Annotated in this window: 23 protein-coding genes; 9 read left to right on the top strand and 14 right to left on the bottom strand. The window is 67.2% G+C overall.

What is annotated here, in order from left to right; translation table 11 throughout:
• Window positions 1–11 precede the first annotated feature (11 nt).
• Together pyrE and V9L21_RS14015 are read left to right on the top strand one after the other, a co-directional pair.
• On the top strand, window positions 12–695 hold the full coding sequence (gene pyrE, locus V9L21_RS14010) for an orotate phosphoribosyltransferase (RefSeq protein WP_337312778.1): 684 nt from the start codon (window positions 12–14) through the stop codon (window positions 693–695).
• Window positions 696–705: 10 nt separating this feature from the next.
• Window positions 706–1,395, top strand: a complete 690-nt coding sequence (locus V9L21_RS14015; protein WP_337312780.1) for a DUF4124 domain-containing protein — start codon at window positions 706–708, stop codon at window positions 1,393–1,395.
• A gap of 21 nt (window positions 1,396–1,416) precedes the next feature.
• On the opposite strand, the gene gatB is transcribed toward V9L21_RS14015, so the two are convergent.
• From gatB to gatC, 3 genes are read right to left on the bottom strand one after another with little or no spacing between them, the layout of a single operon-like run.
• Window positions 1,417–2,907 carry an Asp-tRNA(Asn)/Glu-tRNA(Gln) amidotransferase subunit GatB gene (gene gatB / locus V9L21_RS14020; protein WP_337312782.1) on the bottom strand — a complete coding sequence of 497 codons (1,491 nt, stop codon included), beginning with the start codon at window positions 2,905–2,907 and terminating at the stop codon, window positions 1,417–1,419.
• 1 nt (window position 2,908) lies between these two features.
• A complete protein-coding gene (gene gatA / locus V9L21_RS14025; RefSeq protein WP_337312784.1) occupies window positions 2,909–4,432 on the bottom strand; it encodes an Asp-tRNA(Asn)/Glu-tRNA(Gln) amidotransferase subunit GatA in 1,524 nt (507 codons plus the stop codon).
• A complete protein-coding gene (gene gatC / locus V9L21_RS14030) occupies window positions 4,429–4,728 on the bottom strand; it encodes an Asp-tRNA(Asn)/Glu-tRNA(Gln) amidotransferase subunit GatC (RefSeq protein ID WP_126747838.1) in 300 nt (99 codons plus the stop codon). Before gatC ends, gatA begins: the two co-directional genes overlap by 4 nt.
• Before the next feature lie 216 nt (window positions 4,729–4,944).
• On the opposite strand from gatC, the gene V9L21_RS14035 reads away from it, so the two are divergent.
• From V9L21_RS14035 to mrdA, 4 genes are all read left to right on the top strand, one after another.
• Window positions 4,945–5,988 (top strand): rod shape-determining protein, encoded by a 1,044-nt coding sequence (locus V9L21_RS14035; RefSeq protein ID WP_007833435.1) that lies wholly within the window; start codon window positions 4,945–4,947, stop codon window positions 5,986–5,988.
• Between the two features lie 83 nt (window positions 5,989–6,071).
• The gene (gene mreC / locus V9L21_RS14040; protein WP_337312788.1) at window positions 6,072–7,037 is read left to right on the top strand and encodes a rod shape-determining protein MreC; all 966 of its coding nucleotides are present in this window, start codon (window positions 6,072–6,074) and stop codon (window positions 7,035–7,037) included.
• Window positions 7,034–7,555, top strand: a complete 522-nt coding sequence (gene mreD / locus V9L21_RS14045; RefSeq protein WP_157611469.1) for a rod shape-determining protein MreD — start codon at window positions 7,034–7,036, stop codon at window positions 7,553–7,555. The genes mreC and mreD overlap by 4 nt, the downstream gene beginning before the upstream one ends.
• A 64-nt stretch (window positions 7,556–7,619) precedes the next feature.
• Window positions 7,620–9,587: a penicillin-binding protein 2 gene (gene mrdA / locus V9L21_RS14050; RefSeq protein WP_337312790.1), complete on the top strand. Its 1,968-nt coding sequence runs from the start codon at window positions 7,620–7,622 to the stop codon at window positions 9,585–9,587.
• A 126-nt stretch (window positions 9,588–9,713) separates the two neighbouring features.
• On the opposite strand, the gene fahA is transcribed toward mrdA, so the two are convergent.
• Genes fahA through V9L21_RS14075 form a run of 5 tightly spaced genes read right to left on the bottom strand, consistent with a single transcriptional unit; the run spans window position 9,714 to window position 15,207 of the window.
• Window positions 9,714–10,988: a fumarylacetoacetase gene (gene fahA / locus V9L21_RS14055; protein WP_337312792.1), complete on the bottom strand. Its 1,275-nt coding sequence runs from the start codon at window positions 10,986–10,988 to the stop codon at window positions 9,714–9,716.
• Window positions 10,989–11,028: 40 nt separating this feature from the next.
• Entirely contained in the window at window positions 11,029–12,339 is a 1,311-nt protein-coding gene (hmgA, locus tag V9L21_RS14060) for a homogentisate 1,2-dioxygenase (protein ID WP_337312794.1), read from the bottom strand.
• A 44-nt stretch (window positions 12,340–12,383) separates the two neighbouring features.
• Window positions 12,384–12,578 (bottom strand): DUF2783 domain-containing protein, encoded by a 195-nt coding sequence (locus V9L21_RS14065; protein WP_337312796.1) that lies wholly within the window; start codon window positions 12,576–12,578, stop codon window positions 12,384–12,386.
• 8 nt (window positions 12,579–12,586) lie between these two features.
• The gene (locus V9L21_RS14070; protein WP_337312798.1) at window positions 12,587–14,224 is read right to left on the bottom strand and encodes an FAD-dependent oxidoreductase; all 1,638 of its coding nucleotides are present in this window, start codon (window positions 14,222–14,224) and stop codon (window positions 12,587–12,589) included.
• Between the two features lie 23 nt (window positions 14,225–14,247).
• Complete coding sequence (locus V9L21_RS14075; RefSeq protein ID WP_337312800.1) at window positions 14,248–15,207, bottom strand: MBL fold metallo-hydrolase; 960 nt, start codon at window positions 15,205–15,207, stop codon at window positions 14,248–14,250.
• A 144-nt stretch (window positions 15,208–15,351) separates the two neighbouring features.
• Between V9L21_RS14075 and V9L21_RS14080 the strand changes: the two genes are divergently transcribed.
• Complete coding sequence (locus V9L21_RS14080) at window positions 15,352–16,215, top strand: IclR family transcriptional regulator (RefSeq protein WP_337312817.1); 864 nt, start codon at window positions 15,352–15,354, stop codon at window positions 16,213–16,215.
• Entirely contained in the window at window positions 16,212–16,970 is a 759-nt protein-coding gene (locus V9L21_RS14085; RefSeq protein WP_337312802.1) for an SIR2 family NAD-dependent protein deacylase, read from the top strand. Before V9L21_RS14080 ends, V9L21_RS14085 begins: the two co-directional genes overlap by 4 nt.
• Window positions 16,971–16,977: 7 nt before the next feature.
• Here V9L21_RS14085 and V9L21_RS14090 read toward each other — a convergent pair whose 3' ends face one another.
• The 6 genes from V9L21_RS14090 to V9L21_RS14115 form a co-directional block, all read right to left on the bottom strand.
• The gene (locus V9L21_RS14090) at window positions 16,978–17,199 is read right to left on the bottom strand and encodes a hypothetical protein (RefSeq protein ID WP_157611485.1); all 222 of its coding nucleotides are present in this window, start codon (window positions 17,197–17,199) and stop codon (window positions 16,978–16,980) included.
• Window positions 17,200–17,250: 51 nt separating this feature from the next.
• Window positions 17,251–17,919: an ABC-type transport auxiliary lipoprotein family protein gene (locus V9L21_RS14095; protein ID WP_337312804.1), complete on the bottom strand. Its 669-nt coding sequence runs from the start codon at window positions 17,917–17,919 to the stop codon at window positions 17,251–17,253.
• 25 nt (window positions 17,920–17,944) lie between these two features.
• Window positions 17,945–18,916, bottom strand: a complete 972-nt coding sequence (locus tag V9L21_RS14100) for an MlaD family protein (protein ID WP_258503511.1) — start codon at window positions 18,914–18,916, stop codon at window positions 17,945–17,947.
• Window positions 18,917–18,930: 14 nt separating this feature from the next.
• Window positions 18,931–19,749 (bottom strand): ABC transporter ATP-binding protein, encoded by an 819-nt coding sequence (locus tag V9L21_RS14105; protein WP_337312807.1) that lies wholly within the window; start codon window positions 19,747–19,749, stop codon window positions 18,931–18,933.
• Window positions 19,746–20,915 (bottom strand): MlaE family ABC transporter permease, encoded by a 1,170-nt coding sequence (locus V9L21_RS14110; protein WP_337312809.1) that lies wholly within the window; start codon window positions 20,913–20,915, stop codon window positions 19,746–19,748. The genes V9L21_RS14105 and V9L21_RS14110 overlap by 4 nt, the downstream gene beginning before the upstream one ends.
• Window positions 20,916–21,063: 148 nt before the next feature.
• Entirely contained in the window at window positions 21,064–21,972 is a 909-nt protein-coding gene (locus V9L21_RS14115; protein ID WP_337312811.1) for a LysR family transcriptional regulator, read from the bottom strand.
• A 134-nt stretch (window positions 21,973–22,106) separates the two neighbouring features.
• On the opposite strand from V9L21_RS14115, the gene V9L21_RS14120 reads away from it, so the two are divergent.
• Window positions 22,107–23,735, top strand: coding sequence for a GMC family oxidoreductase (locus tag V9L21_RS14120; protein ID WP_337312813.1), 1,629 nt, complete (start codon window positions 22,107–22,109; stop codon window positions 23,733–23,735).
• Window positions 23,736–23,857: the final 122 nt, after the last annotated feature.

The raw sequence follows: 23,857 nt of genomic DNA on the forward strand, positions 1-23,857 counted from the left end.
AGGAAATTCCGATGGCTGTAGATGGTGTGGAAAGCAGTGCGGTTGCGCAGGACTTCGTCCAGTTCGCACTCGACTCCGGCGTGCTGCGCTTCGGCGAGTTCAAGACCAAGGCCGGCCGACTGAGCCCCTACTTCTTCAATTCGGGCCTCTTCGACGACGGCGCCAAGATCGCGCGCCTCGCCGGATTCTATGCAGACCGGCTGATCGAAAGCGGTGTCGAGTTCGACATGATCTTCGGCCCCGCCTACAAGGGCATTCCGCTGGGCGCCACGGTGGCCGCCGAACTGGCCCGGCGCGGGCGCAACTACCCCTTTGCCTACAACCGCAAGGAAGCCAAGGCCCACGGCGAAGGCGGCAACCTGGTGGGTGCGCCGCTCAAGGGCCGCGTGCTCATCGTCGACGACGTGATGTCGGCCGGCACCGCGGTGCGCGAATCGATTGCGGCCATCGAAGCCGCCGGCGCCACCCCGCACGCGGTGTCCATTGCGCTCGACCGGCAGGAGAAGGCCACCGAAAACGGCGTGGATGTGGATCACAGCGCGGTGCAGTACGTGCGCAACCAGCTGGGCCTCCAGGTGGTGGCCATCGCCACGCTCGACGATTTGCTGAACTACCTGTCGGGCAACGCCGCCGCCGACCTGGGTGCGCATCGCGAGCGCGTTCTTGCCTACCGCGCCCGCTACGGCGCTCACTGAGGCCACCGCCATGCCCGTGCGCAAGTTCGACCAGGCGGCCCGGCCGTTCGCCACCGCGGTGTTGCCGCTGCTGCTGCCGCTCGCGGCGGCGCTGTTGCCCGTGGCGGTGCCGGCACAGCCCGCGCCGGCGCCGGCTGCCATCTATTCCTGCACCGACGCCCGCGGCCGCACGCTCACGGCCGACCGGCCGATTGCCGAATGCATCGACCGCGAGCAGCGCGAACTGAGCCCGAGCGGCACCACCCGCCGCAAGATCGAACCGACCTACACCGCGCGAGAACTGGCCGAGCGCGAAGACCGGGCCCGCGAGGCGGCGCTGCAAGCCGCGCGCCTGATCGACGAGCGCCGGCGCGAACGTGCATTGCTGGTGCGCTACCCCAACGTGACTGTGCACGAACGGGAGCGCAAGGAGGCGCTGGTGCAGATCGACGCGGTGATCCAGGCCGCGCAGAAGCGCCTGGCTGAACTTGCCGAAGACCGCAAGAAGATCGACGAAGAGCTTGAGTTCTACAAGCACGACATCAGCAAGGCGCCGGGCGCGGTGCGCCGCAAGCTCGAAGACAACGCGCAGAGCGTGGCGGTGCAGAACCGCTTCATCGGCGAGCAGGAAGACGAGAAGAAGCGCGTGAACGCGCGCTTCGACGAAGAGCGCGCGCGGCTCAAGCAGATCTGGTCGCCTCAAAACGGCGGGAACAAGTAGCCCGCCGCCAGAGGGAGCCAGTCAGGCCAGCTTGGCCTTGAGCAGTTCGGTGACCTGGGCGGGGTTCGCCTTGCCGCCGCTCGCCTTCATCACCTGGCCCACGAGGCCGTTCAAGGCCTTTTCCTTGCCAGAGCGGTACTCGTCGACGTTCTTCTGGTTCTTGGCAATCACCTCGTCCAGGATCTTGTCGAGCGCGCCGGTGTCGTTCATCGGCTTCAAGTCCTTGGCCTCGATGATGGCGTCGACATTGCTGCCGTCGCCAGTCCAGAGCGCATCGAACACCTGCCGGGCCGCGTTGTTCGGCAGCGTGCCGTCGGCAACGCGTTGCACCAGCTGGGCCAGCTGCTGAGCGGTGACCGGAGCGGCTTCGATGCCGATTTCCTGCGCGTTCAGGCGGCGCGCCATTTCGCCGGTGATCCAGTTGCTTGCAAGCTTGGGCGTTGCGCCGGCCTTCACCGCGTCGTCGAAGTAGCGCGCGAGCGCCGGGCTCTGCGTGAGCTGCGCCGCGTCGTATTCCGACATGCCGTGGTCGCGCACATAGCGCTCGGCCATGGCGCGCGGCAGCTCGGGCATGGTGGCACGCACCCGGTCGATCCAGTCAGCCGCGATCACCAGCGGCGGCAGGTCCGGATCGGGGAAGTAGCGGTAGTCGGCCGAGTCTTCCTTGGCGCGCATCGCACGCGTCTCGCCCGTGTCGGGGTTGAACAGCACGGTGGCCTGTTCGATCTTGCGGCCGTCTTCGATCTCCTCGATCTGCCAGCGGATCTCGTAGTCGATGGCCTGCTGCATGAACTTGAAGCTGTTCAGGTTCTTGATCTCGCGACGCGTGCCGAGCTTTTCGCCGGGCCTGCGCACCGACACGTTGGCGTCGCAGCGGAAACTGCCTTCCTGCATGTTGCCGTCGCAGATGCCGATCCACGTGACGATCTTGTGCAGCTCGCGCGCATAGGCCACGGCCTCGGCGGTGGAGCGCATGTCGGGCTCGGTCACGATTTCGAGCAGCGGCGTGCCGGCGCGGTTCAGGTCGATGCCGCTCTGGCCGATGAAGTCTTCGTGCAGCGACTTGCCCGCGTCTTCCTCGAGGTGGGCACGCACCAGGCGCACCGTCTTCTTTTCTTCGCCCAGGAAGAACGACACCGAACCGCCTTGCACCACCGGAATCTCGAACTGGCTGATCTGGTAGCCCTTGGGCAGGTCGGGGTAGAAGTAGTTCTTGCGCGCGAAGACGCTGCGCGGCGCAATGTGCGAGCCGAGCGCCAGGCCCAGCTTGATGGCGCGTTCGACCGCGCCCTTGTTCATCACGGGCAGCGTGCCGGGCAGCGCCAGGTCCACCGCGCAGGCCTGCGTGTTGGGCTCGGCGCCAAAGGCGGTGGAGGCGCGGCTGAAGATCTTGCTGTTCGTCGACAGCTGCGCATGCGTCTCGAAGCCGATGATGACTTCATAGCCGCGCACCAGCGGGCCGGTCGGGCGGCCTTGTTGTTGTGCTTCGAAGGTGTTCACGGTCTCGCTCATTTCAAAAGCCCTCCGGCGTGCGCGTGTGCCAGTCGGTGGCCTGCTGGAAGCGGTGGGCCGCGTTCAGCAGCTTCGCTTCGCCGAAGTAGTTGCCGATCAGCTGCAGGCCCACGGGCATCGGCTTGCCGATGCCCTGCTTCGAGCCTTGCATGCCGCTGTCATCGAAGCCCGCGGGCACGCTCATGCCGGGCAGGCCGGCTAGCGAGGCGGGCAGCGTGAAGATGTCCGCCAGGTAGTCGGCCACCGGGTCGTCGCCATGCTCGCCGATCTTCCAGGCGGTGGTCGGCGCGGCGGGGCCGGCGATCACGTCGCACTGCTTGAAGGCCTGCTGGAAGTCGTCGGCGATCATGCGGCGCACCTTTTGCGCCTGCAGGTAGTAGGCGTCGTAGTAGCCGTGCGAGAGCACGTAGGTGCCGATCATGATGCGGCGCTTCACTTCGTCGCCAAAGCCTTCGGCGCGCGTGCGCTCGTACATGTCGCCCAGGTCCTTGTACTGCTTGGCCCGGTGGCCGAACTTCACGCCGTCGAAGCGGCTCAGGTTGCTCGACGCCTCGGCCGCGGCCAGGATGTAGTACACGGGGATCGACAGTTCGGTGCGCGGCAGGCTCACTTCGACGCGCTTGGCGCCGAGCTTCTCGTATTGCGCCAGCGCCGCATCGACGGCGGCGCGAACGCCGGGCGCCACGCCTTCGCCGAAGAACTCCTTCGGCACGCCGATGCGCAGGCCCTCGAGCGAGTCGTTCAGCGAACGGCTGAAGTCTTCGGCGGGCCTGTCGAGCGAGGTGGAGTCGCGGTCCAGGTCGGGGCCGCAGAAGGCCGACAGCAGCAGTGCGCAGTCCTCCGCCGAGCGGGCCATGGGGCCGGCTTGGTCGAGGCTCGATGCGAACGCCACCATGCCGTAGCGCGACGCGCGGCCGTACGTGGGCTTGATGCCGGTAATGCCGCAGAACGAGGCCGGCTGGCGAATCGAGCCGCCGGTGTCGGTGCCGGTGGCCGCGGGCGCCAAGCGGGCCGCCACGGCCGCCGCGCTGGCGCCCGAGGAGCCGCCCGGAATGCGCTCGCGGTTCCAGGGGTTTTGCACCGGCACGGCCTTGTCATGGCCGACGGCGGGCACGGCCACGTTCTCGTTGGCCGAGCCCATGGCGAATTCGTCGCAGCTCAGCTTGCCCAGCGTGACCGCGCCGGCTTCGGCCAGGCGGCGCACCACGGTCGCATCGAAGGGCGAACGGTAGCCCGCGAGCATCTTCGAGCCGGCGGTGGTGGCGAAATCGGTGGTGACGAAAATGTCCTTGTGCGCAATCGGCACGCCGGCCAGCGCCGGGGCGTTGCCGGTGGCAAGTTGCGCGTCGGCCGCGCGGGCCTGGGCCAGCGTGACGTCCTCGTTCACATCCACGAAGGTGCCGAGAGACTCGTGGGCCTTCATGCGGCCCAGAAAAACCTGGGAGGCCTCGACGGCCGAAACCTTGCGGTCCGCCAGGGCCCTGGCCAGGGCGACCACGCCCATCTGATGCAAATCGCCGCTCATTCGATCACCTTGGGCACGAGGAACAGGCCGGCTTCGACGGCCGGGGCGCTCTTCTGGTTGGCTTCGCGGTTGTCGGGTTCGCTCACCACGTCGTCGCGCAAACGCAGGGTGATGTCCTCGATGGCAGCCACCGGGTGGGCCAGCGGCTCGACGCCGGCGGTGTCGACCGAACGCATACGTTCGACTAAATCGAAAAAGCCGTTAATCTGGCTGAGCATGCGCTCGCTTTCGTCGGAAGCAAGCTGCAGCCGCGCCAGCGAGGCGATGCGTGCAATATCTGAAGCGGAAAGTGACATGGGTCGAAATGGCTGGAAAACCGGGAGTATTCGCACGCCGGAGAGGGTGCTGACACGGGATTCAGAGGGGGATTCAGGTATTATCCCGCCTTTGCCGCAACCCCCGCGAACACGCCGGCTTTTGCGCCAAAAACGATCAATCCACCCCGTCAAACGACCAAAAAACAGAGAGCGACGACTTGCCGACGCGCAGGCGTGCTCCAGAGGATTCCGCACATGTTTGGAGCTTTCCGTCGGTATTTTTCCACCGACCTCGCGATCGACCTCGGCACCGCCAACACACTGATCTTTGCCCGTAACAAGGGCATCGTGCTGGACGAACCCTCGGTGGTCGCCATCCGCCACGAAGGCGGTCCCCACGGCAAGAAGGTGATCCAGGCCGTCGGCCGGGAAGCCAAGGCCATGCTGGGCAAGGTGCCCGGCAACATCGAGGCGATCCGCCCGATGAAGGACGGCGTGATTGCCGACTTCGTGATCACCGAGCAGATGATCAAGCAGTTCATCAAGATGGTGCACCCGCGCACGCTGCTCACGCCGAGCCCGCGCATCATCATCTGCGTGCCCTGCGGCTCCACCCAGGTCGAGCGCCGCGCCATCAAGGACGCGGCCGAAGCCGCCGGAGCTACATCGGTCTACCTCATCGAAGAGCCCATGGCCGCGGCCATCGGCGCGGGCCTGCCGGTCAGCGAGGCTTCAGGCTCGATGGTGGTCGACATCGGCGGCGGCACCACCGAAGTGGGCGTCATCAGCCTGGGCGGCATGGTCTACAAGGGCTCCGTGCGCGTGGGCGGCGACCGCTTCGACGAAGCCATCATCAACTACATCCGCCGCAACTACGGCATGCTGATCGGCGAGCCGACGGCCGAAGTCATCAAGAAGAACATCGGCTCGGCTTTCCCCGGCTCCGAAGTCAAGGAAATGGAAGTCAAGGGCCGCAACCTTTCCGAAGGCGTGCCGCGCAGCTTCACCATCAGCAGCAACGAAGTGCTGGAAGCCCTGACCGACCCCCTGAACAACATCGTCTCGGCCGTGAAAAACGCGCTGGAGCAAACGCCGCCCGAACTGGGCGCCGACATCGCCGAGCGCGGCATGATGCTGACCGGCGGCGGCGCACTGCTGCGCGACCTGGACCGCCTGCTTGCCGAGGAAACCGGCCTGCCGGTGCTGGTGGCCGAAGACCCGCTGACCTGCGTGGTGCGCGGCTGCGGCATTGCTCTCGAGCGCATGGACCGCTTGGGAAGCATCTTCACGAGCGAGTGAATGCGCCACTGTCATCATCGGCCGGCCCTGCTTGTGCAGGCCGGCCTTTTTGCCATCTGACGTTGCACAGCCAGGCCTGAACCATGCCCTTGGGCACGCTCGATCGCACAGCCCCGCCCCTGTTCAACCAGGGGCAGTCGGCCCTGAGCAAGTTGATTTTCTTCGGTGCGCTCTCGCTGTTCCTGATGGTGGCCGACGCGCGCTTCCATCTGGTTCAGCCGATCCGCGCGGCCGTCGGCGCGGTGCTCTATCCGGTGCAGTGGCTCGCGCTCAAGCCGGTGCAGTTCGTGGTGGGCGGCAGCCGCTACTTCGAAGACCTGCAAACGGCCCAGCGCAACGAAGAAGAAGCCCGCAAGGCGCTCATGCAGCAGGCCGAGCGTGCAAGCCAGGCCGACACGCTCGCACAAGACAACGCGCGCCTTCGCGCATTGCTCGAACTGCGCCAGACGACCCAGGCGCCGGGCCGCGCCGCCGAGGTGCTCTACGACGCCGCCGACCCCTACACGCGCAAGATCGTCATCGACCAGGGGCTCACGCACGGCGTAGCGCCCGGTTCGCCGGTGATCGACGCGGACGGCGTGCTCGGCCAGGTGACGCAGGTGCTGCCCTTCACGAGCGAGGTCACGCTGGTGATCGACCGCGACCTTTCCATTCCCGTGCAGAACACCCGCACCGGCGTGCGCAGCGTGGCTTTCGGTGACGCCTCGGCGCACGGCTCGGGGCTGGAGCTTCGCTTCATGGCCGCCAATGCCGACCTGCAGGAGGGCGACCTGCTCTCCACCAGCGGCGTCGACGGCGTCTATCCGCCCGGCCTGCCGGTCGCCAAGATCGAACGCATAGAGCGCCGTGCCGATTCGGCCTTTGCGCGCATCTACTGCGTTCCGCTGGCCCGCGTGACGGCCGCGCGCTACGTGCTGGTGCTGGCGCCCACGGGGGCGCCCGCGGCACCGCCAGCGCCGGCCGCTCCCGCGCGCGGCAAGAAGCCCGAGCCCAAGCCCGCCGCCAAGGCGGACAAGGCCGACAAGAAAGCCGCGGAGCGCGCCCGATGATCAAACGCCCCGGCCAACAGCAGCTGCTGCTGCCCGTCAGCCCGCTCTTCATGTGGTCGAGCCTGGTGGTGGCGCTGCTCATCAACATGATCCCGATCGGCCGCGCCGCGTGGATGCCCGACCTGCTCGCGCTGGCCATCGTGTTCTGGGGCGTGCACCAGCCGATGCGCGTGGGCATTGGCGCGGCCTTCGTCTTCGGGCTGTGCATGGACGTGCACCAGGCGTCCATGCTGGGCCAGCATGCGCTGTCCTACACCACGCTGGGCTTCTTTGCGATCACCATCCACCGGCGCCTGCTCTGGTATCCGGTGGCGTCGCAGGCGCTGCAGGTGCTGCCGCTCTTTGCGCTGTCGCAGTTCATCGAGGTGGTGACGCGCATGATCGGCGGCGGCATCTTTCCGGGCTGGTGGGTGCTGGCCTCCCCGGTGATCGAGGCCGCGCTGTGGCCGCTGGCAACGGCGCTGCTGCTGGCGCCCCAGCGCCGCACGCCGGAACCCGACGAGAACCGTCCCCTCTAAGCCTGGCAGTCCACCTTTCTATGCATTTGCCAACGCACTTGCACGCGCCTAAGCTCACGCCGCCATGACCGAAATCCGCAACGTTGCCGCCGACCTCGCGCGCTTCAAGCGCCGCGTGATCGTGATCGGCATGGTGGTGCTCTTCGCCTTCGGGCTGCTGGGCTCACGGCTGTTCTATCTGCAGGTGGTGCGGCACGACGACCTGGCCGAGCAGGCCGAGAGCAACCGCACGGCCATCGTGCCGGTGGTGCCGAACCGCGGGCTCATCCTCGACCGCAACGGCATCGTGCTGGCCTCCAACTACTCGGCCTACACGCTGGAGATCACGCCTTCCAAGGTGGGCGACGTCGAAGAGACCATTGACGCCCTGACCCAGGTGCTCGAGGTTTCGCCGCGAGACCGCCGCCGCTTCAAGCGCCTGCGCGAAGACTCTCGCAGCTTCGACTCCATTCCGATCCGCACCCGCCTGAGCGACGAGGAAGTGGCCCGCTTCGCGGCGCAGCGCTACCGTTTTCCGGGCGTGGAAATCAAGGCGCGGCTGTTCCGCAACTATCCGCACGGCGAGGTCGCCTCGCACGTGCTCGGTTATATCGGCCGCATCAACCAGCGCGAGAAGACCGCGATGGAAGACTGGGCCGAGGAAGACCAGGCCAACTACAAGGGCACCGACTACATCGGCAAGCTCGGCATCGAGCAAAGCTACGAAAAAACGCTGCACGGCCAGACCGGCGTCGAGCAGATGGAAACCTCGGCCGGCGGCCGCGCGGTGCGCCGGCTTGCCAGCCATCCAGCCACGCCGGGCAACACCGTGATGCTGTCGCTCGACATCAAGCTGCAGAAGCTGGTCGAAGACATGTTCGGCGACCGCCGCGGCGCGCTGGTGGCCATCGACCCCAAGACCGGCGAGGTGCTGGCCTTCGTGAGCAAGCCGACCTTCGACCCCAACCTTTTCGTTGAAGGCATCGACACCGAAAGCTGGAAAGAGCTCAGCGAATCGCTCGACAAGCCGCTGCTCAACCGGGCCCTGCGCGGCACCTACCCGCCCGGCTCCACCTACAAGCCCTTCATGGCGCTGGCCGCATTGCAAACCGGCAAGCGCGGCGCCAGCGTGGTGGTGAACGACCCGGGGTACTTCAACTTCGGCGGCCACCGCTTCGGCAGCCCCGAAGGCAACCTGGGCGGCGTCGACATGCGGCGTTCGATCCAGGTGTCGAGCAACATTTATTACTACTCGCTCGCCAACGAGATGGGCGTGGACCTGATCCACGACTTCATGAAGCCGCTGGGCTTCGGGCAGCTCACAGGCATCGACCTGGGCGGCGAGGTGCGCGGCGTGCTGCCCAGCACCGAGTGGAAGCGCAACGCCTACAAGCGGCCCGAGCAGAAGAAGTGGTACGCGGGCGAAACCATTTCGCTGGGCATCGGACAGGGCTACAACACCTTCACCATGCTGCAGCTCGCGCAGGCCACGGCCATCGTGGCCGACGGCGGGCTGAAGCGCAAACCGCATCTGGTGCTGGCCACGCGAAACACCGTCAGCGGCGAAGTGGCCCCGCTGCCGCAGCCGCCGGCCGAGAACCTGGGCTACACCGCGGCCAACGTCGCTGTGATTCGCGAAGGCCTGACCAGCGTGGTCACCAGCGGCACGGCGCGCAGCGTGTTTGCCGGCGCGGGCTATCAGGCGGCTGGCAAGACGGGTACCGCGCAGGCCGTGACCCAGGCGCAGAACACCAAGTACAACGCCCGCGCACTCGAAGAGCATCAGCGCGATCACGCGCTGTTCATGGCGTTTGCACCCGTCAGCAACCCGAAGATCGCCGTGGCGGTGATCGTCGAGAACGCCGGTTGGGGTGCCGGCGCCGCGGCGCCCATTGCCCGCCGCGTGTTCGACTACGTGTTGATGGACCAGTACCCGAGCGAGGCCGACATGGCCGCCGTCAGGATCGGCAAGGCCGGCGCGCCGATCGGCAAGCCGCGCGTGGCGAGTGAAGTGGCTTGGCCGGTGGCCGGGACCGCCGCGGCCGCGCCTTGATGGTCTCTCTCCCTCTCCCTCTGGGAGAGGGTTGGGGTGAGGGCAAGCGGCAGTCGGGCCCGCGCGATGTTGTGAGGCCGACAGCCCTCACCCTAGCCCTCTCCCAGGGGGAGAGGGGACAACACCTCAAGCCTCAGCCACCGTGCCGCTGACCTCGCCCAAGCCGATGCGAATCGCGCCCTCACGCACGCAGTAGCCGCGCATGACCAGCGTGTCGCCGTCTTCAAGGAACGTGCGCTTCTCGCCATTGGGCAGCGTGATCGGCTGCTTGCCGCCGAGCGTCAGCTCCATCAGCGAGCCGGCTTCGTCGGGCTTGGGGCCCGAGAGCGTGCCGGAGCCCAGCAGGTCGCCGGGCTGCAGGTTGCAGCCGTTCACCGTGTGGTGCGTGACAAGCTGCGCGGCCGTCCAGTAGGCGGCTTCGGTGGTGTTGCCGCGCGTGAGCCTCGCGGGCGCTTCACCCGCGGCGCGCATCTTTGCGGTCTGCAGCAGCACTTCGAGCGTGACGTCGAGCGCGCCGCTTTCGCGGTTCGCGGGCGCATCGAGGTAAGGCAGCGGCTGAGGGTCTCCCGCGGGCCGCTCGAACCTGGCGCGGAACGGCGCCAGTGCTTCCATCGTCACGATCCATGGCGACAGCGTGCTGGCGAAGTTCTTCGCGAGAAACGGGCCGAGCGGCTGGTATTCCCAGGCCTGCAGGTCCCGCGCCGACCAGTCGTTGAGCAGCGTCACGCCGAACAGGTGCTCTTCGGCCTCGCCGATGGCAATCGGCTCGCCGAGTGCGTTGCCGCGGCCGATCAGAAAACCCAGTTCCAGCTCATAGTCGAGCCGCTTCGAAGGGCCGAAGCTCGGCTCTGCAGCATCCGGCGCCTTGGTCTGCCCCTGGGGGCGCTTGAAGACCTGGCCGCTCACACCGATGGACGACGCACGCCCGTGATAGCCGATGGGCACCCACTTGTAGTTGGGCATCAGCGGCTGGTCGGGGCGGAACAGCTTGCCGATGGTGGTGGCGTGGTGAATGCCGGTGTAGAAGTCGGTGTAGTCGCCAATGCGGCAGGGCACGGTGAGCTCGGCCCGGGCCTGAGGCAGCAGCGCCTTCGACCATGCGGCCTCTTTGCCGCTGCCTTCCGCAAGGCCCGCCGAGATGGCCGCGCGAAGCGCCTGGCGGTCTTTCACGCTGGCGTTCATCAGCGCGTTCATGTCGTCGGTATCGACCAGGCCTGCGGCCTTCAGGTCGAGCACCTGGTCGCCGATGGCCACCCCGATGCGAAAAGCCTCGCTGCTGCCCGCCGCGCGAAAGCGGCCGAAGGGCAGGTTCTGGATCGGGAAGTCGCAGCCGGCTTCATTGGCCGAGGCAACCCAGCTGCGCAGCTTCGGGTCGTGGGTGGCGTTGAGTGCGATGGTCATGGAATGTCTTTCTTTGGATGTGGCGCTTGTTCGTCGGCCGTCAGGGCTTGAACTGGTCCTTGAGGCCAGCCCAGCAATCGGCGTAGTCGGTGTCGAGCGCGGGGCTCTGCAGCGCGAAGTTCGTGGGGATGAAGCGCAAGCGGCTCTCGAACATGAAGGCCAGCGTGTTGTCGAGCTTGTGCGGCTTCAGGTCGGTGTGCGTGGCCTTGTCGAAGGCTTCCTCGTCGGGCCCGTGCGGCACCATGCAGTTGTGCAGGCTCGCGCCGCCGGGCTTGAAGCCGCCCGGCTTGGCGTCGTATTCGCCGAGCACCAGGCCCATGAACTCGCTCATGAGGTTGCGGTGGAACCATGGCGGACGGAAGGTGTTTTCCATCACCATCCAGCGCGGCGGGAAGATCACGAAATCGCAATTCGCGGTGCCCGGCGTGTCGCTGGGCGAGGTGAGCACGGTGAAGATCGACGGATCGGGATGGTCGAAGCTGATGGAGCCGATCACCATGAAATTGGCCGTGTCGTACTTCAGCGGCGCCAGGTTGCCGTGCCAGGCGACCACGTTGAAGGGCGACTGCCTGGTCGGCGCCTTCCAGAAGCGGCCGCCGAATTTCTTCACCAGCTCGTAGGCGCCGCCGTCTTCCTCGAAGGCCGCCACGGGCGCCTGGAAGTCGCGTGCATTGGCCAGCCCGTTCGAGCCGATGGGGCCGAGTTCGGGCAGGCGGAAATGTGCGCCATAGTTTTCGCAGACATAGCCCCGGGAGATTCCGTCGGGCAATGCCACCTTGAACACCATGCCGCGCGGCAGCACCGCGATCTCGCCGGGCTTCACGTCGAGGACGCCGAGCTCGGTCGTGATGACCAGGCGGCCCTGCTGCGGCACGATGAGCATCTCGCCGTCCGCATTGACGAAGGCGCGCTTCTCCATCGAGCGGCCCGCAAGGTACATGAGCGAGCCGATGCCGACCTGCGATTCCGCATCGCCGTTGGCCGCAATGGTGTGCATGCCGTCGATGAAGTCCACATCGGCCGCGCCGTCGAGCGGCATCGGATGCCAGCGCAGCGGCTCGGGCGGCAAGGCGATCTCGCGGTCCGCGCCGGTGGTCCAGTGCGGCTGGGCATACGGCTGGTAGCGGCCGGACACCACCGAGGGCTGGCGGCGGTACAGCCAGGTGCGGCGGTTTTCATGGCGCGGCGCGGTAAAGGCGGTGCCCGAGAGCAGCTCGGTGTAAAGGTCGAACGGGGCGCGCTGCGGGTTGTTGCGGCCCTGGGGCAGGGCACCGGCCACGGCTTCGGAGGCGTACTCGTTGCCGAAGCCGCTCTGGTAGCGCCGTTCGGCACTGGCGGTTGGATGGGTCATGGTGTTCTCTTTTCGAAAATCAGGGCGATGGCGCCGGTAGGTGTTCAGCTGTCGCGCGCGGCCTCGAAAGCCTCGCGCAGCACGGCCAGCGAGCCGACGTGGTTCGCCAGCACGAGCACGAGCCGTGCGTTGAAGGCATGGCTCTCCTCAGTGGAAAGCCCCTGGTGGGCCTCGATCAGCGCCTCGTAGAAATCGTCGGGCGCCTCGAGATTCGGCGTGGTGATCAGATGTGGTTGCATGGTGCTGCTCATCCCTTTGCCAGTGCGCGGTCGATGGCCGCGCGGATGTTCCCCGCCGTGGGTTGCCGCCAGCGCGCACACACATGCTGGTCGGGCCGCAGCAGGTACACGGTGCCGGGTAGCGCGTCGTAGCGTTGCGTCGCGAGTTCGCCTTCGGTTGTAGCGGCTTTCACGCGCACCACGTGCAGCGGAAAGTCGCATGCCCTCAGCGCCTGCAGGCTGCGCTCGGCGGCTTCGCCCTGGCCGAAAACCAGCGCCGTGAACTGCGCCACATGGCATTCGCGCAGCAACCAGCCGCTGCTGCCGTCGGCGCGCACCACGGGGGCGTCGGCCGCTGCGGCGCCAGGCACCATCGCACCGGCAAAGATATCGGCGTCGGGCGTGTTGAGCGGCGAGTCGCGCAGCACCGCCGGCACCGAGAGCCGCCCGCTGTTGACCAGCGTGCGCGCGAAGGCATGGCGCTTCGTCAGCTCCAGCACCGCGTCGCGGAACAGGCGGCTCACTTCGCTCTTGGGCGTGATGAAGTCGGTCGCGCGCGTGGAATTGCGGATGTTCTCGTCGGCCGCGAATTCGCGCTCGCTCGCGTAGCTGTCGAGCAGCGCATCGGGTGCCTCGCCCTGGAGCACGGCCGCTAGCTTCCACGCAAGGTTGTCCGCGTCCTGCACGCCCGAGTTGGCGCCGCGCGCGCCAAAGGGCGACACGCCGTGCGCCGAGTCGCCCGCAAACAGCACGCGGCCATGGCGAAAGCGCTCCATGCGCTGGCACGCAAAGGTGTAGACGCTGGCCCAGCCGATGGTGAACTGCACGCCTTCGAATCCGATGCTGTCGAGCAGTGCGCGCACGCGCGGCGTGATGTTCTCGGGCTTGCGCTCCTCCACCGGATCGGCGTCCCAGCCAAGCTGGAAGTCGACACGCCACATGCCGTCGGCCTGCTTGTGCAGCAGCACGCTCTGGCCCGGGTGGAACGGCGGATCGAACCAGAAGCGGCGCTCGGTCGGCAAATGCGCATCCATCGTGATGTCGGCGATCAGGAAGCGGTCGCGGAAGGTGCGGCCCTTGGCTTCGAGGCCCAGCATCTGGCGCACGTTGGAACGCGAGCCGTCGCAGGCCGCAACGTAGCCCGCCTGCAGCCGGTAGTCGCCTTCGGGCGTTTCCACGGTGAGAACGGCGCCTTCGTCGTTCTGCTCGATGCCTGTGACCTTGTTGTTCCAGCGCAGGTCGATCAGCGGCAGCGCTGCGGCGCGTTCGACGAGGTAGCCCTCGACGTAGTACTGCTGCAGGTTGATGAAGGCCGGGCGCTCGTGGCCGGGTTCGGGCAGCAGGTCGAAGCTGTAGACCTGCTCGTCGTGGAAGAACACCCGGCCCACATGCCACGACACGCCCTTGCCGACCATGCGGTCGCCGCAGCCGAGGCGGTCGAACACCTCGAGCGTGCGCTTGGCAAAGCAGATCGCGCGCGAGCCGCTGGAAAGGGTGTTCTCGTTGTCGAGCAGCACCACGGGAATTTCGCGCAATGCAAGGTCGATGGCCAGCGTGAGGCCGACCGGGCCGGCGCCGACGACGACCACCGGGTGACGGGCGGGCGAGGGCGCGTCCTGGTCGGCGTGGCGCTTGTAGTCGAAGCGCAGGCTTTGATAGTCGATCACGTTTGTCTCCGTGACTCGGGACTTCAGCCTTCGAGCGCCTTCCACATCTCGATGTCCCGCTCCGCCGTCCACACGCGCGGATCGGCATGGCCAGAAGCTTCGTCGTACGCGCGGCTCACGTCGAACGGCATGCAGTGGTCGAAGATCACCCACTGGCTGTACTTGGGCTTGAGCTTGGCGTAGGTGTTCTTGTAGACGGTGTTCAGGTCGCGCCCGGCCTTCACGCCCTCTTGCACGCTCGCATACACGTCGGAAATGAAGTTGCGCGTGCCGGTCAGGCCCTCGGCCACCTGGGCCGGCGTGGTGAGTGCGGCGCCGCGGCCCGGCACCAGCGCCGCGGGCTTGAGGGCGGCGATGTTGTCCAGCGTTTGCGGCCAGTCCTTGAAGTAGGCGTCACCCGCGTACGGCGTGGCGCCAAACTCGACCAGGTCGCCCGACAGCAGCGTGCGTTCCTCGGGCAGCCACACGACCGTGTCGCCCTTGGTGTGGCCGCGGCCGAGCTGGATCAATTGCACCTCGAGCTTGCCGAGCCACAGCGTCATCTTGCCGGTGAAGGTCATGGTGGGCCAGGTCAGGCCCGGAGGCACCGTTTCCACGTTCTGGAACAGGCGCGGAAAGCGGCCGATTTCGCTGGCCTTGTCGGCCTCGCCGCGCTCCACGATCAGGTCGCGCGTGTCCTGGCTAGCCAGGATGTGCTCGGCACCGTAGCCGGCCGCGCCCAGCACGCGCACCGCGTGGTAGTGCGTCAGCACCACGTACTTGATGGGCTTGTCGGTCACCTCGCGGATGCGGCGCACTACGTCGGCCGCCATGGCGGGGGTGGCCTGGGTGTCGGCCACCAGCACGCAGTCGTCGCCAATGACGATGCCGGTGTTCGGGTCGCCCTCGGCCGTGTAGGCCCAGGCGTGTTCCGAGATCTGGCTGAAGGTGATCTTCTTTTCTTCCATGTCGGCCTGGCTGGCGAACTTCTTGGCTTGGCTCATCGTGTGTCTCCGTCGGGTGGATCGAAATTTTGATTCGTCTAAAGCAAACGAATTTGCGGTTAACGAATTTCTGAAGTGTAAGCCCGAGATCAGTTAATGTCTAATCCCTTCTTCATGAACGAACAATCAGACGCCAAGGCGGCCATGGCAGCCAATGAGACCGACCGCGCCGCCCAGCGCGGCATCCAGAGCATCGAGGTGGGCGGCCAGCTGCTGCGCGCGCTGGTGCACCACGGCCGGCCGATGGCCCTGAAAGACCTGGCGCGGGAAGCCGACATGACGGCCGCCAAGGCCCACCCGTACATGGTGAGCTTCGGGCGGCTGGGCCTGATCGAGCAGGACCGCGCCAGCGGCCACTATCTGCTCGGCCCGCTGGCCTTGCAACTGGGGCTCATCAGCCTTCAGCAAGCCGACCCGGTGCACATTGCAACGCCGCTCATCGCCGGACTGGCGCAGCGCATCGGCCACACGGTGGCGCTGGCGGTGTGGGGCGCACGCGGCGCAACCATCGTGCGCACGGCCGAATCGCCCTCGCCGGTGCATGTGAACATGCGGCACGGCACGGTTTTTTCGCTCACCAACACGGCCTCCGGCCGCGTGTTCGCCGCCTACCTGGAGGCCGAAACAGTCAAGCAATTGCTCGACGCCGAGCGCCAGCGGCAAAAGCAGCGCAAGGCGGGCGAGCAGCCGCCGCCGGCTGGCATGCCGCCGCAGCCGCCCCTGCCGTCGTGGAACGAATTCGAGCGCCAGCTGCAGGAAGTGCGCGTGCACGGCATCAGCCGCTCGGAAGGCGAGGTGATCGAAGGCGTGAGCGCCATGGCGGCACCGGTGTTCGACCACACGGGTGCCATCGTGCTCTCGGTCACGGCCATCGGCCCGGCCGCCATCTTCGACACCGCCTGGGACGGCGAAATCGCACGCGCCCTCAAGGCCTGCGCGGGCACGGTCTCCGAGCGGCTGGGCGCAACGTCGGCCGGAAGAAACGCTTCCGCACACCTGGACCCATGAGCCTGGATATCACCGCTTCGTCTTCCACTCCCCCGATCGAATCCGCCATTGCCCTGCTGAGCGCCGCCCGGCGCATCGTCGTGTTCTCTGGCGCCGGCCTTTCAAAGGCCTCCGGAATTCCGACCTATCGCGACAGCGACGGACTCTGGATGAACCAGAACGCGCTGCAGTACTCGCATGCCGAAGACCTGCAGCGCGACCCGGCGGGATTCACGCGCTTCTGGTCGCGGCGGCTGTCCGCGGTGGAGGACGCGCAGCCGAACCCGGGGCATACCGCGCTTGCGCTGCTGCAGCGGCTGCGGCCCGCCACGCGCCTCATCACGCAGAACGTCGACGGGCTGCTGACGCTGGCCGGCGGGCTCGATGTGCTCGAACTGCACGGCTCGCTGCGCCGATGGCGCTGCGACCATTGCGGCAACCGCCAGGGGCCGTGGCCCTTTCACCGCTGCATGCGCTGCGCCTCGCGCGCCCGGCCGGACGTGGTCATGTTCGGGGAAATGCTGAACCAGGGCGTGCTGCTCGACGCGCAGGCGGCCGCGCAGGAGTCGGACGTGTTCATGGTGGTCGGCAGCACGGCCGTCGTGTATCCGGCGGCCGAACTGCCGCAGATGGCGGCGTCGCACGGCAGCCGGCTGATCACGCTCAACATGGAGCCGTTGCCGCATCTGGACGATGCGGCGGCCGTGGTCTTGCGCGGGCCATCCGAAACCCTGCTGCCGCAGTTGCTGGCGGGGCTCGGCGGCTCGCCGGCCTGAATGTCGATCAGCTCTTCTTGCCGCCGAACAGCACCAGCGCGCCGCCCACCACGATGGCGGCCACGCTCGCCCAGGCGGGGAAGTTGACCTGCTGCTTCTCCTTCACCGAGAACTCCAGCGGGCCGAGCTTGGCCTGATGCGTTTCCTTGGTAAAGCTGAAGCCGCCGAGCCCGAGGCCCGCGATGCCGGCCACGATGAGCAGGATGCCGGCGATGCGTGTTGCGTTCATGGTGAGGTCTCCTCGGGGTTATTGGTAGGTGGCGTCGAGTCGAAACAGAGCTTACTGCCGCGGCTGCTGGTCGACCCACTGCACGATGTCGGCCACGGCGGCATCGGTGGCTGCGGCCAGCGCCTTCACGCCGCCGGGCGCGTCGGCGCTCGGTGCCGGCCGGCGCACGGTGAAGGTGCGCTGGCCGAGCACGCGGTCGCCGCCCGTGGTGCCGCGGATCAGCGTGGCCCGCAGGCGCACCAAGCCGACGCTGCTGCCCGCCGATTCGAAGTAGTGGCTGAACTCGTCGAGCGAAATGCGCAGCGTGTCGGGCACGCGGCCCTCGGTGCGCGCGATGGTGGCGCTTTCTTCGGGGCCGAGCACCGTGCGCCGTTCGGAGAGCGCATCGCGCAGCCGCTGGCGCAGCAGCTGTGCCGGCGGCAGGCTCCAGCGCGACTGGCCGTAGGGTCGCAGCTCGTTGGCGTCCGCATAGCCGAGCCGGTAAAGAATCTGCGTGCCGTCGAGCCGCGCATTGCTCTCGATTTCGGCCAGCGCCAGCGTGGGCAGCGCGGCAGCGGGTGGATTGGCTGCCGCGGCCGGCGCGGCAATGCCGGGCCCGAAGTCGTACAGCGTGGCGCGCGCGGGCTTGTCGGGCAGCGCGCCGCAGCCGGCAAGCAGCAGCGCAAGGCCCAGTGTCAGGACGGAACCCAGGCCAAGACCGTGGGATGGACGGGAGTGCATGGCGTTCTTGTTCATGGTCATCACTTCAGGGGCGTCCCAGCGAGTTGGTGGCGGGCGGCGCGGAGAAGCCCGGTTCGCCCGGCCCCGCCGCGGTGCCGCCATTGCCGAACAGCAGCGATTGCGGGTTGTCGTTGATGCCGTCGGCCGCGCGGCCCAGCCGGCGGACCGCGCGCGAGGTGTCGTCGGCCACCCGGTTCACTCGCGGCAGCGTGGCCGAGTTGAACGAGTCGACCGCCTGCGCCAGCGCCTTGGTGCCGTCGCCCAGGCGTTCGATCGGGCCTTCGGGCGCATTGAGCCGGCTCACCGTGGTGTTGAAATTGTTGGCAACGCGCGAGACATCGCCGGCCGCCGTCTTTACCGACGACAGCGTGCCGGGCAGCGCCGCGAGCGTCGGGTTGAGCCCGGTCTTCACCGTGTTGTCCAGCTGCTTGAGCAGCGTGTTGGCGCTAGACGACGCCGCTGCAATGTTCTCCAGCGCATCGGCCACCCGCTTCTGGTTGCCGTCGCCGAGCAGCTGGTTGGCGCGTTTCGTGGCTTCGTCGATCTGGTTGATGATGGCTTCGCCGCGGTCTTGCAGTTGCGCGAGCATCGAGGGCTTGAGCGGAATGCGCGGCGGGTCGTCGTTGTTGGGCGCAAGCACCACGTTCGATTCGCCCTTGTCGTCCAGCGCGATGAAGGCCAGGCCGGTCACTCCCTGGTAGCTCAGCGTGGCAAAGCTCGACGTGGTGAGCGGCACGCGCTGGTCGACCGTGATGCGCACGCGCACGTTGCCCTTGGTCTTGGGGTCGAAGTCGATCGAGGTCACCTTGCCGACCGCGATGCCCCGGTAGCGCACCATCGCCTGCGGCTGCAGGCCGCTGACCGGATCGCGCGTGGAGAGCTCGTAGATGTTGCGCACGGTGTTGTCGCGCGTGAACCAGACCACCAGCCCCACGAGCACGGCAATGAGGCCGAGCACGAAGGCGCCGGCGGCGAGGGCATGGGCTTTGTTTTCCATGGTGTGGCTACCTTTCAGTGGGCCGCGCCGGCAGTTGGCGGCGCGGCGTTGGAGGGTTTGTCATGCAGGGCCTCCAAGGCGCGCTGGCCGCGCCCTCCCAGAAAATATTCATGAATGAACGGATGCGGATACGCAATGACTTCGCGCGCCGAGCCGCTGACGATGACCTTGTGGTCGGCCAGCACTGCAATGCGGGTGCTCAGGTCGAACAGCGTGTCCAGGTCGTGCGTGACCATGACCACCGTCAGGCCCAGTTCGCGGTGCAGGCCGCGCAGCAGATCGCAGAAACTGTCGGAGGCCTCGGGGTCGAGGCCGGCCGTGGGCTCGTCGAGCAGCAGCAGCGGCGGGTCCATGATGAGCGCGCGCGCCAGCGCCACGCGCTTGATCATGCCGCCCGACAGGTCGGCCGGGCTCATGTTGGCGTGCCGCGGCTGCAGGCCCACCATCTGCAGCTTGACCAGGGCCGCGTTGCGAATCAACTCGTCGGGCAGCAGCTTGAGCTCGCGCAGCGGAAAGGCAATGTTCTCGAGCACGCTGAAGGCCGAGAACAGCGCGCCGTGCTGGAACAGCATGCCCACGTTGGCCGCGCCCTTGGCGCTGAGTTCGCCGGGCGCCCGGCCCAGCACCTCGACCGTGCCCTTCGACGGTTTTTCGAGCCCGAGGATCTGGCGCAGCAGCACCGTCTTGCCGGTGCCCGATCCGCCCACGAGCGAGAGCACTTCGCCGCGCCCGATGTGCAGGTCGAGGTCGCGGTGCACCACGTGCTCGCCCTCGGCATTCTTGAACACCGTCCAGAGCTTGCTGATGTCGACGACGTTGTTCGGATCGCTCATGCTCTGAACCCGACTCCCTTGAACAGCACCGCGAACAACGCGTCGACCAGGATCACCGCTGTGATCGAGGCCACGACCGACGAGGTCGTGCCGCGTCCCAGGCTCTCGGTGTTGGGTTTCACCTTCATGCCGAAGTAGCAGCCGATCAGCGCAATCAAGATGCCGAACACCGCCGACTTGGCGAGCGCGAGCCAGAGATTGACGATCGGCACCGCGCGAGGGAGTGCCGATAGAAAGTAGGCCGGTGAAATGTCGAGCGCGGCATCAGCCGCCAGCATGCCGCCCGCAAGCGCCGCCATCGACGTCCACAGGCTGATCAGCGGCATCGCGATGGCGAGCGCCAGCACGCGCGGCATCACCAGCCTGAAGCCGTGCGGAATGCCCATCACGCGCATGGCGTCGAGTTCTTCGGTCACGCGCATCACGCCGATCTGCGCGGTGATGGCTGAGCCCGAGCGCCCGGCGATGAGCACCGCGGCCAGCACCGGCCCGAGTTCGCGGATCAGCGACAGCCCGAGGATGTTGACCACGAAAGCCTCGGCGCCGTACTGGCGAAGCTGTTGCGAGATCAGGTAAGCCAGCACCACGCCGATCAACAGGCCCACCAGCGCAGTGATGTGCAAGGCCGTGGCGCCGAATTGGTAAAGGTGGCCCGAAAAATCGCGCCAGGGCGCGCGGTGCGGCGCGCGCAGGAGCGTACCCACGTCGAGTGCGAGCTGGCCGACCAGCCCTACGAAATCGCGCATCACTTCGAGCGCGCGCGCGCCGGTGTGCGAGAAATGGCGCACCCGCTCGGCCAGCGTGGGCGGCGGCTCCTCGGGCGTTCCGACCGTGTACTGGGCGACCTGGTCGAGCACCGCCTTGTGCTGCGGCGACATCTCGAGCGTGGCCGGCCAGTCGTGCCGCCAGTGTTCCCACAGCAGCTGCGCACCGATGTGGTCGAGCTGCTCGATGGGGCGCAGGTCCCAGGCGCGGTCGTCCGACGGCGGTGCGCCTGCCAGGTCTTTTTCGAGGGCTTGCCACGCGGGCCGCGACGAGATGGCCAGCGTGGTCCATCGGCCGCGCGCCACGGTCCAGCTGCGGCCGTCCTGCTCGCGCTGCTCGACACGCGGCAACACGCTGTCGGCGGCGGATGCGTCGTCGGCAGGCGAAGTTGCTATGGGCATGGTGCGGCGGGGCAGGGCGAAGTAAGAAAAAAGAAGCGGTCGGAAAGGGCGCATCGTAACCGGATGAATCGGCTTTTCCCGTACGCCGCGCCGGTGCTTTGCGTAGGGCGGAACGCCGTTCGAATGGCCACGCGTGTCCTTTTTCCGGTCAGTTCCAGGCCCGCGCCAAAGCGTTCCACGCGCTCGCGATCACCGGCTCGTTGCGCCGGGCTGCCAGCGAGACAAAGCGCAGCGCGCAGTCGAGCTGCACACGGTCGGCCATCACCAGGCCGTGCGACTGGCTCTCGCGGATGGCGATGGAGTCGCGCAGCAGGCTCAGCCCCACGCCGGACTTCAGCAGGTCGAGCATCGAGGCTTCCTGGTCCACCAGCGCCGCACGTCGCGGCGAAAGCCCGAGCGGGCCGAACACCTTGTTGAGCAGCCGGTGGTGCGCGGATTCCGGCGGCGTGCCCAGCCACGGCAAGGCGGCCAGTGCTTTCCAGTCGCGGCCCAGCACCTGCGGCCCCCAGCCCGCGGGCGCGACCACGCGGTAGGTGAAGCGGGTGAGCGTGCGTGCCGCGAGCAGCGGCGACGCGGCGGCCTCGCCATCGTCATCCGTATCGAGATGAAAACCCACGTCGAGCTCGCCGCGCAGCACCTGGGCCAGCACGGTGCCGCTCATGCCGTGGCGCAACTCGGTCTCGATCTGCGGCGCGGATTCGACAAGCTCTCGCAGGAACACGCCAAGCCGGGTGAACTCCGGGTCGAGGATGGTGCCGATGCGCAGCGCCCCGCGCACCGTGCCCTGCAGGTTGCGCGCGGCCTGCTGCAGGTCGCCCACGGCCGAAAGCACGCGCTCGGCTTGCGGCAGCAACGCGGCCCCGTCGGCAGTGAGCGCCAGCCCGTGCGGTGTGCGCGTGAAGAGCTGGAGCCCGGTCTCTTCGGCCAGGCGCTTCAATTGCAGGCTCACCGCGGGCTGCGTCAGGTGCAGCCGCTCGGCGGCGCGCGACACGCTGCCCTCGCGCGCCGCAAGCACGAAGGCGCGCAAGATCTGGAGGTCCAGGGCGGCGGCAGTCATATAAGAACGATTTATAAGCCAACAACGCCGAAATCATTGGCTTTTTGCCGGCAGCTTGGGCGAAACTTGCCCAAGAGGCCCGCGCGGGGCCCATGAGCATCAAAAATATCGTTCCCCGGAGACAAGCAGGCGCCATGAGCGACAACACATTCGACTACATCGTCATCGGCGGCGGCACGGCCGGCGCGCTGATGTGCAACCGGCTGACCCGCAAATCGCAACAGCGCACGCTGCTGATCGAGGCCGGCCGCAAGGACGATTACCACTGGATCCACATTCCGGTGGGCTACCTGTATTGCATCGGCAATCCGCGCACCGACTGGCTCTACAGCACCGAGCCCGACGCGGGCCTCAACGGGCGCACGCTGCGTTACCCGCGCGGCAAGACGCTGGGCGGCTGCTCCAGCATCAACGGCATGATCTACATGCGCGGCCAGTCGCGCGACTACGACCAGTGGGCGCAGCTCACGGGCGACGACGGCTGGAAGTGGCAGAACGTGCTGCCCGATTTCAAGAAGCACGAGGACTACTACCTCGGCGCCGACGAGCTGCACGGCGCCGGCGGCGAATGGCGCGTGGAAAAACAGCGCCTGCGCTGGGACATCCTCGACGCGTTCGCCGAAGCCGCCGTGCAGGCTGGCGTTCCGCACAGCACCGACTTCAACCGCGGCAGCAACGAAGGCGTTGGCTACTTCCAGGTCAACCAGAAGAACGGCTGGCGCTGGAACACGGCGAAGGCGTTCTTGCGGCCCGTGTGCTACGGCCGGCCCAATTTCGAGATGTGGGTCAATGCGCACGTCTCCAAGCTGATCATCGAGACCCAGCCCGACGGCAGCCAGCGCTGCACCGGCGTGCAGGTGTGGGACGGCCACGAGATGATCACCGCGCATGCCACGCGCGAAGTGGTGCTCTGCGCGGGCAGCATCGGCTCGCCGCAAATCCTGCAGCTTTCGGGCATCGGCCCGGCCGAGCTGCTGCGCCAGCATGGCATCGATGTGGTGGTCGACGCGCCCGGCGTGGGTGCCAACCTGCAAGACCATTTGCAGATTCGCGCGGTCTACAAGATCAACGGCGCACCCACGCTCAATGTGCTGGCGTCGTCGATGTATGGCAAGGCAAAAATCGGCCTTGAATACCTGATGAAGCGCAGCGGGCCGATGAGCATGGCGCCGTCGCAGTTGGGCGCCTTCACGCGCAGTTCGCCCGAGCATGAGTGGCCCAATCTTGAGTACCACGTGCAGCCGCTGTCGCTCGACGCTTTCGGCGAGCCGCTGCACAGCTTTCCGGCCTTTACCGCGAGCGTGTGCAACCTCAACCCCACGAGCCGCGGCACCGTGCGCATCAAGAGTCCGCGCTTCCAGGACGCGCCCGCCATTGCACCCAACTACCTGAGCACCAATGAAGACCGCAAGGTGGCGGCCGATTCGCTGCGCGTAACGCGCCGCATTGCATCGCAGCCCGCACTCGCCAAGTACAAGCCAGAGGAATGGAAGCCCGGCGTTCAGTACCAGAGCGATGAAGACCTGGCGCGCCTCGCCGGCGACATCGCAACCACGATCTTCCATCCGGTGGGCACAACCAAGATGGGCGCCGACGGCGACCCGATGGCGGTGCTCGACTCGAAGCTGCGCGTGCGTGGTGTGCAGGGGCTGCGAGTGGTCGACGCGGGTGCGATGCCGACCATTACGAGTGGCAACACGAACAGCCCGACGCTGATGATGGCCGAGAAGGCTGTGGGGTGGATTCTGGAAGCGAATCGCTGAGGCCGCGCTTCTTTTTGGGACTGTTGCTGGTTCGGGGCGCTGCTGTTCAGGGCTTGTGCAAAGGCCACCGGGTACTCCCCTCCGCGAATGTCCCCCGCCTTCGGCTCCTCCTTTATTTCGCT

It is taken from the genome of Variovorax sp. CCNWLW235 (assembly GCF_037204085.1).
Lineage (GTDB): Bacteria > Pseudomonadota > Gammaproteobacteria > Burkholderiales > Burkholderiaceae_C > Variovorax.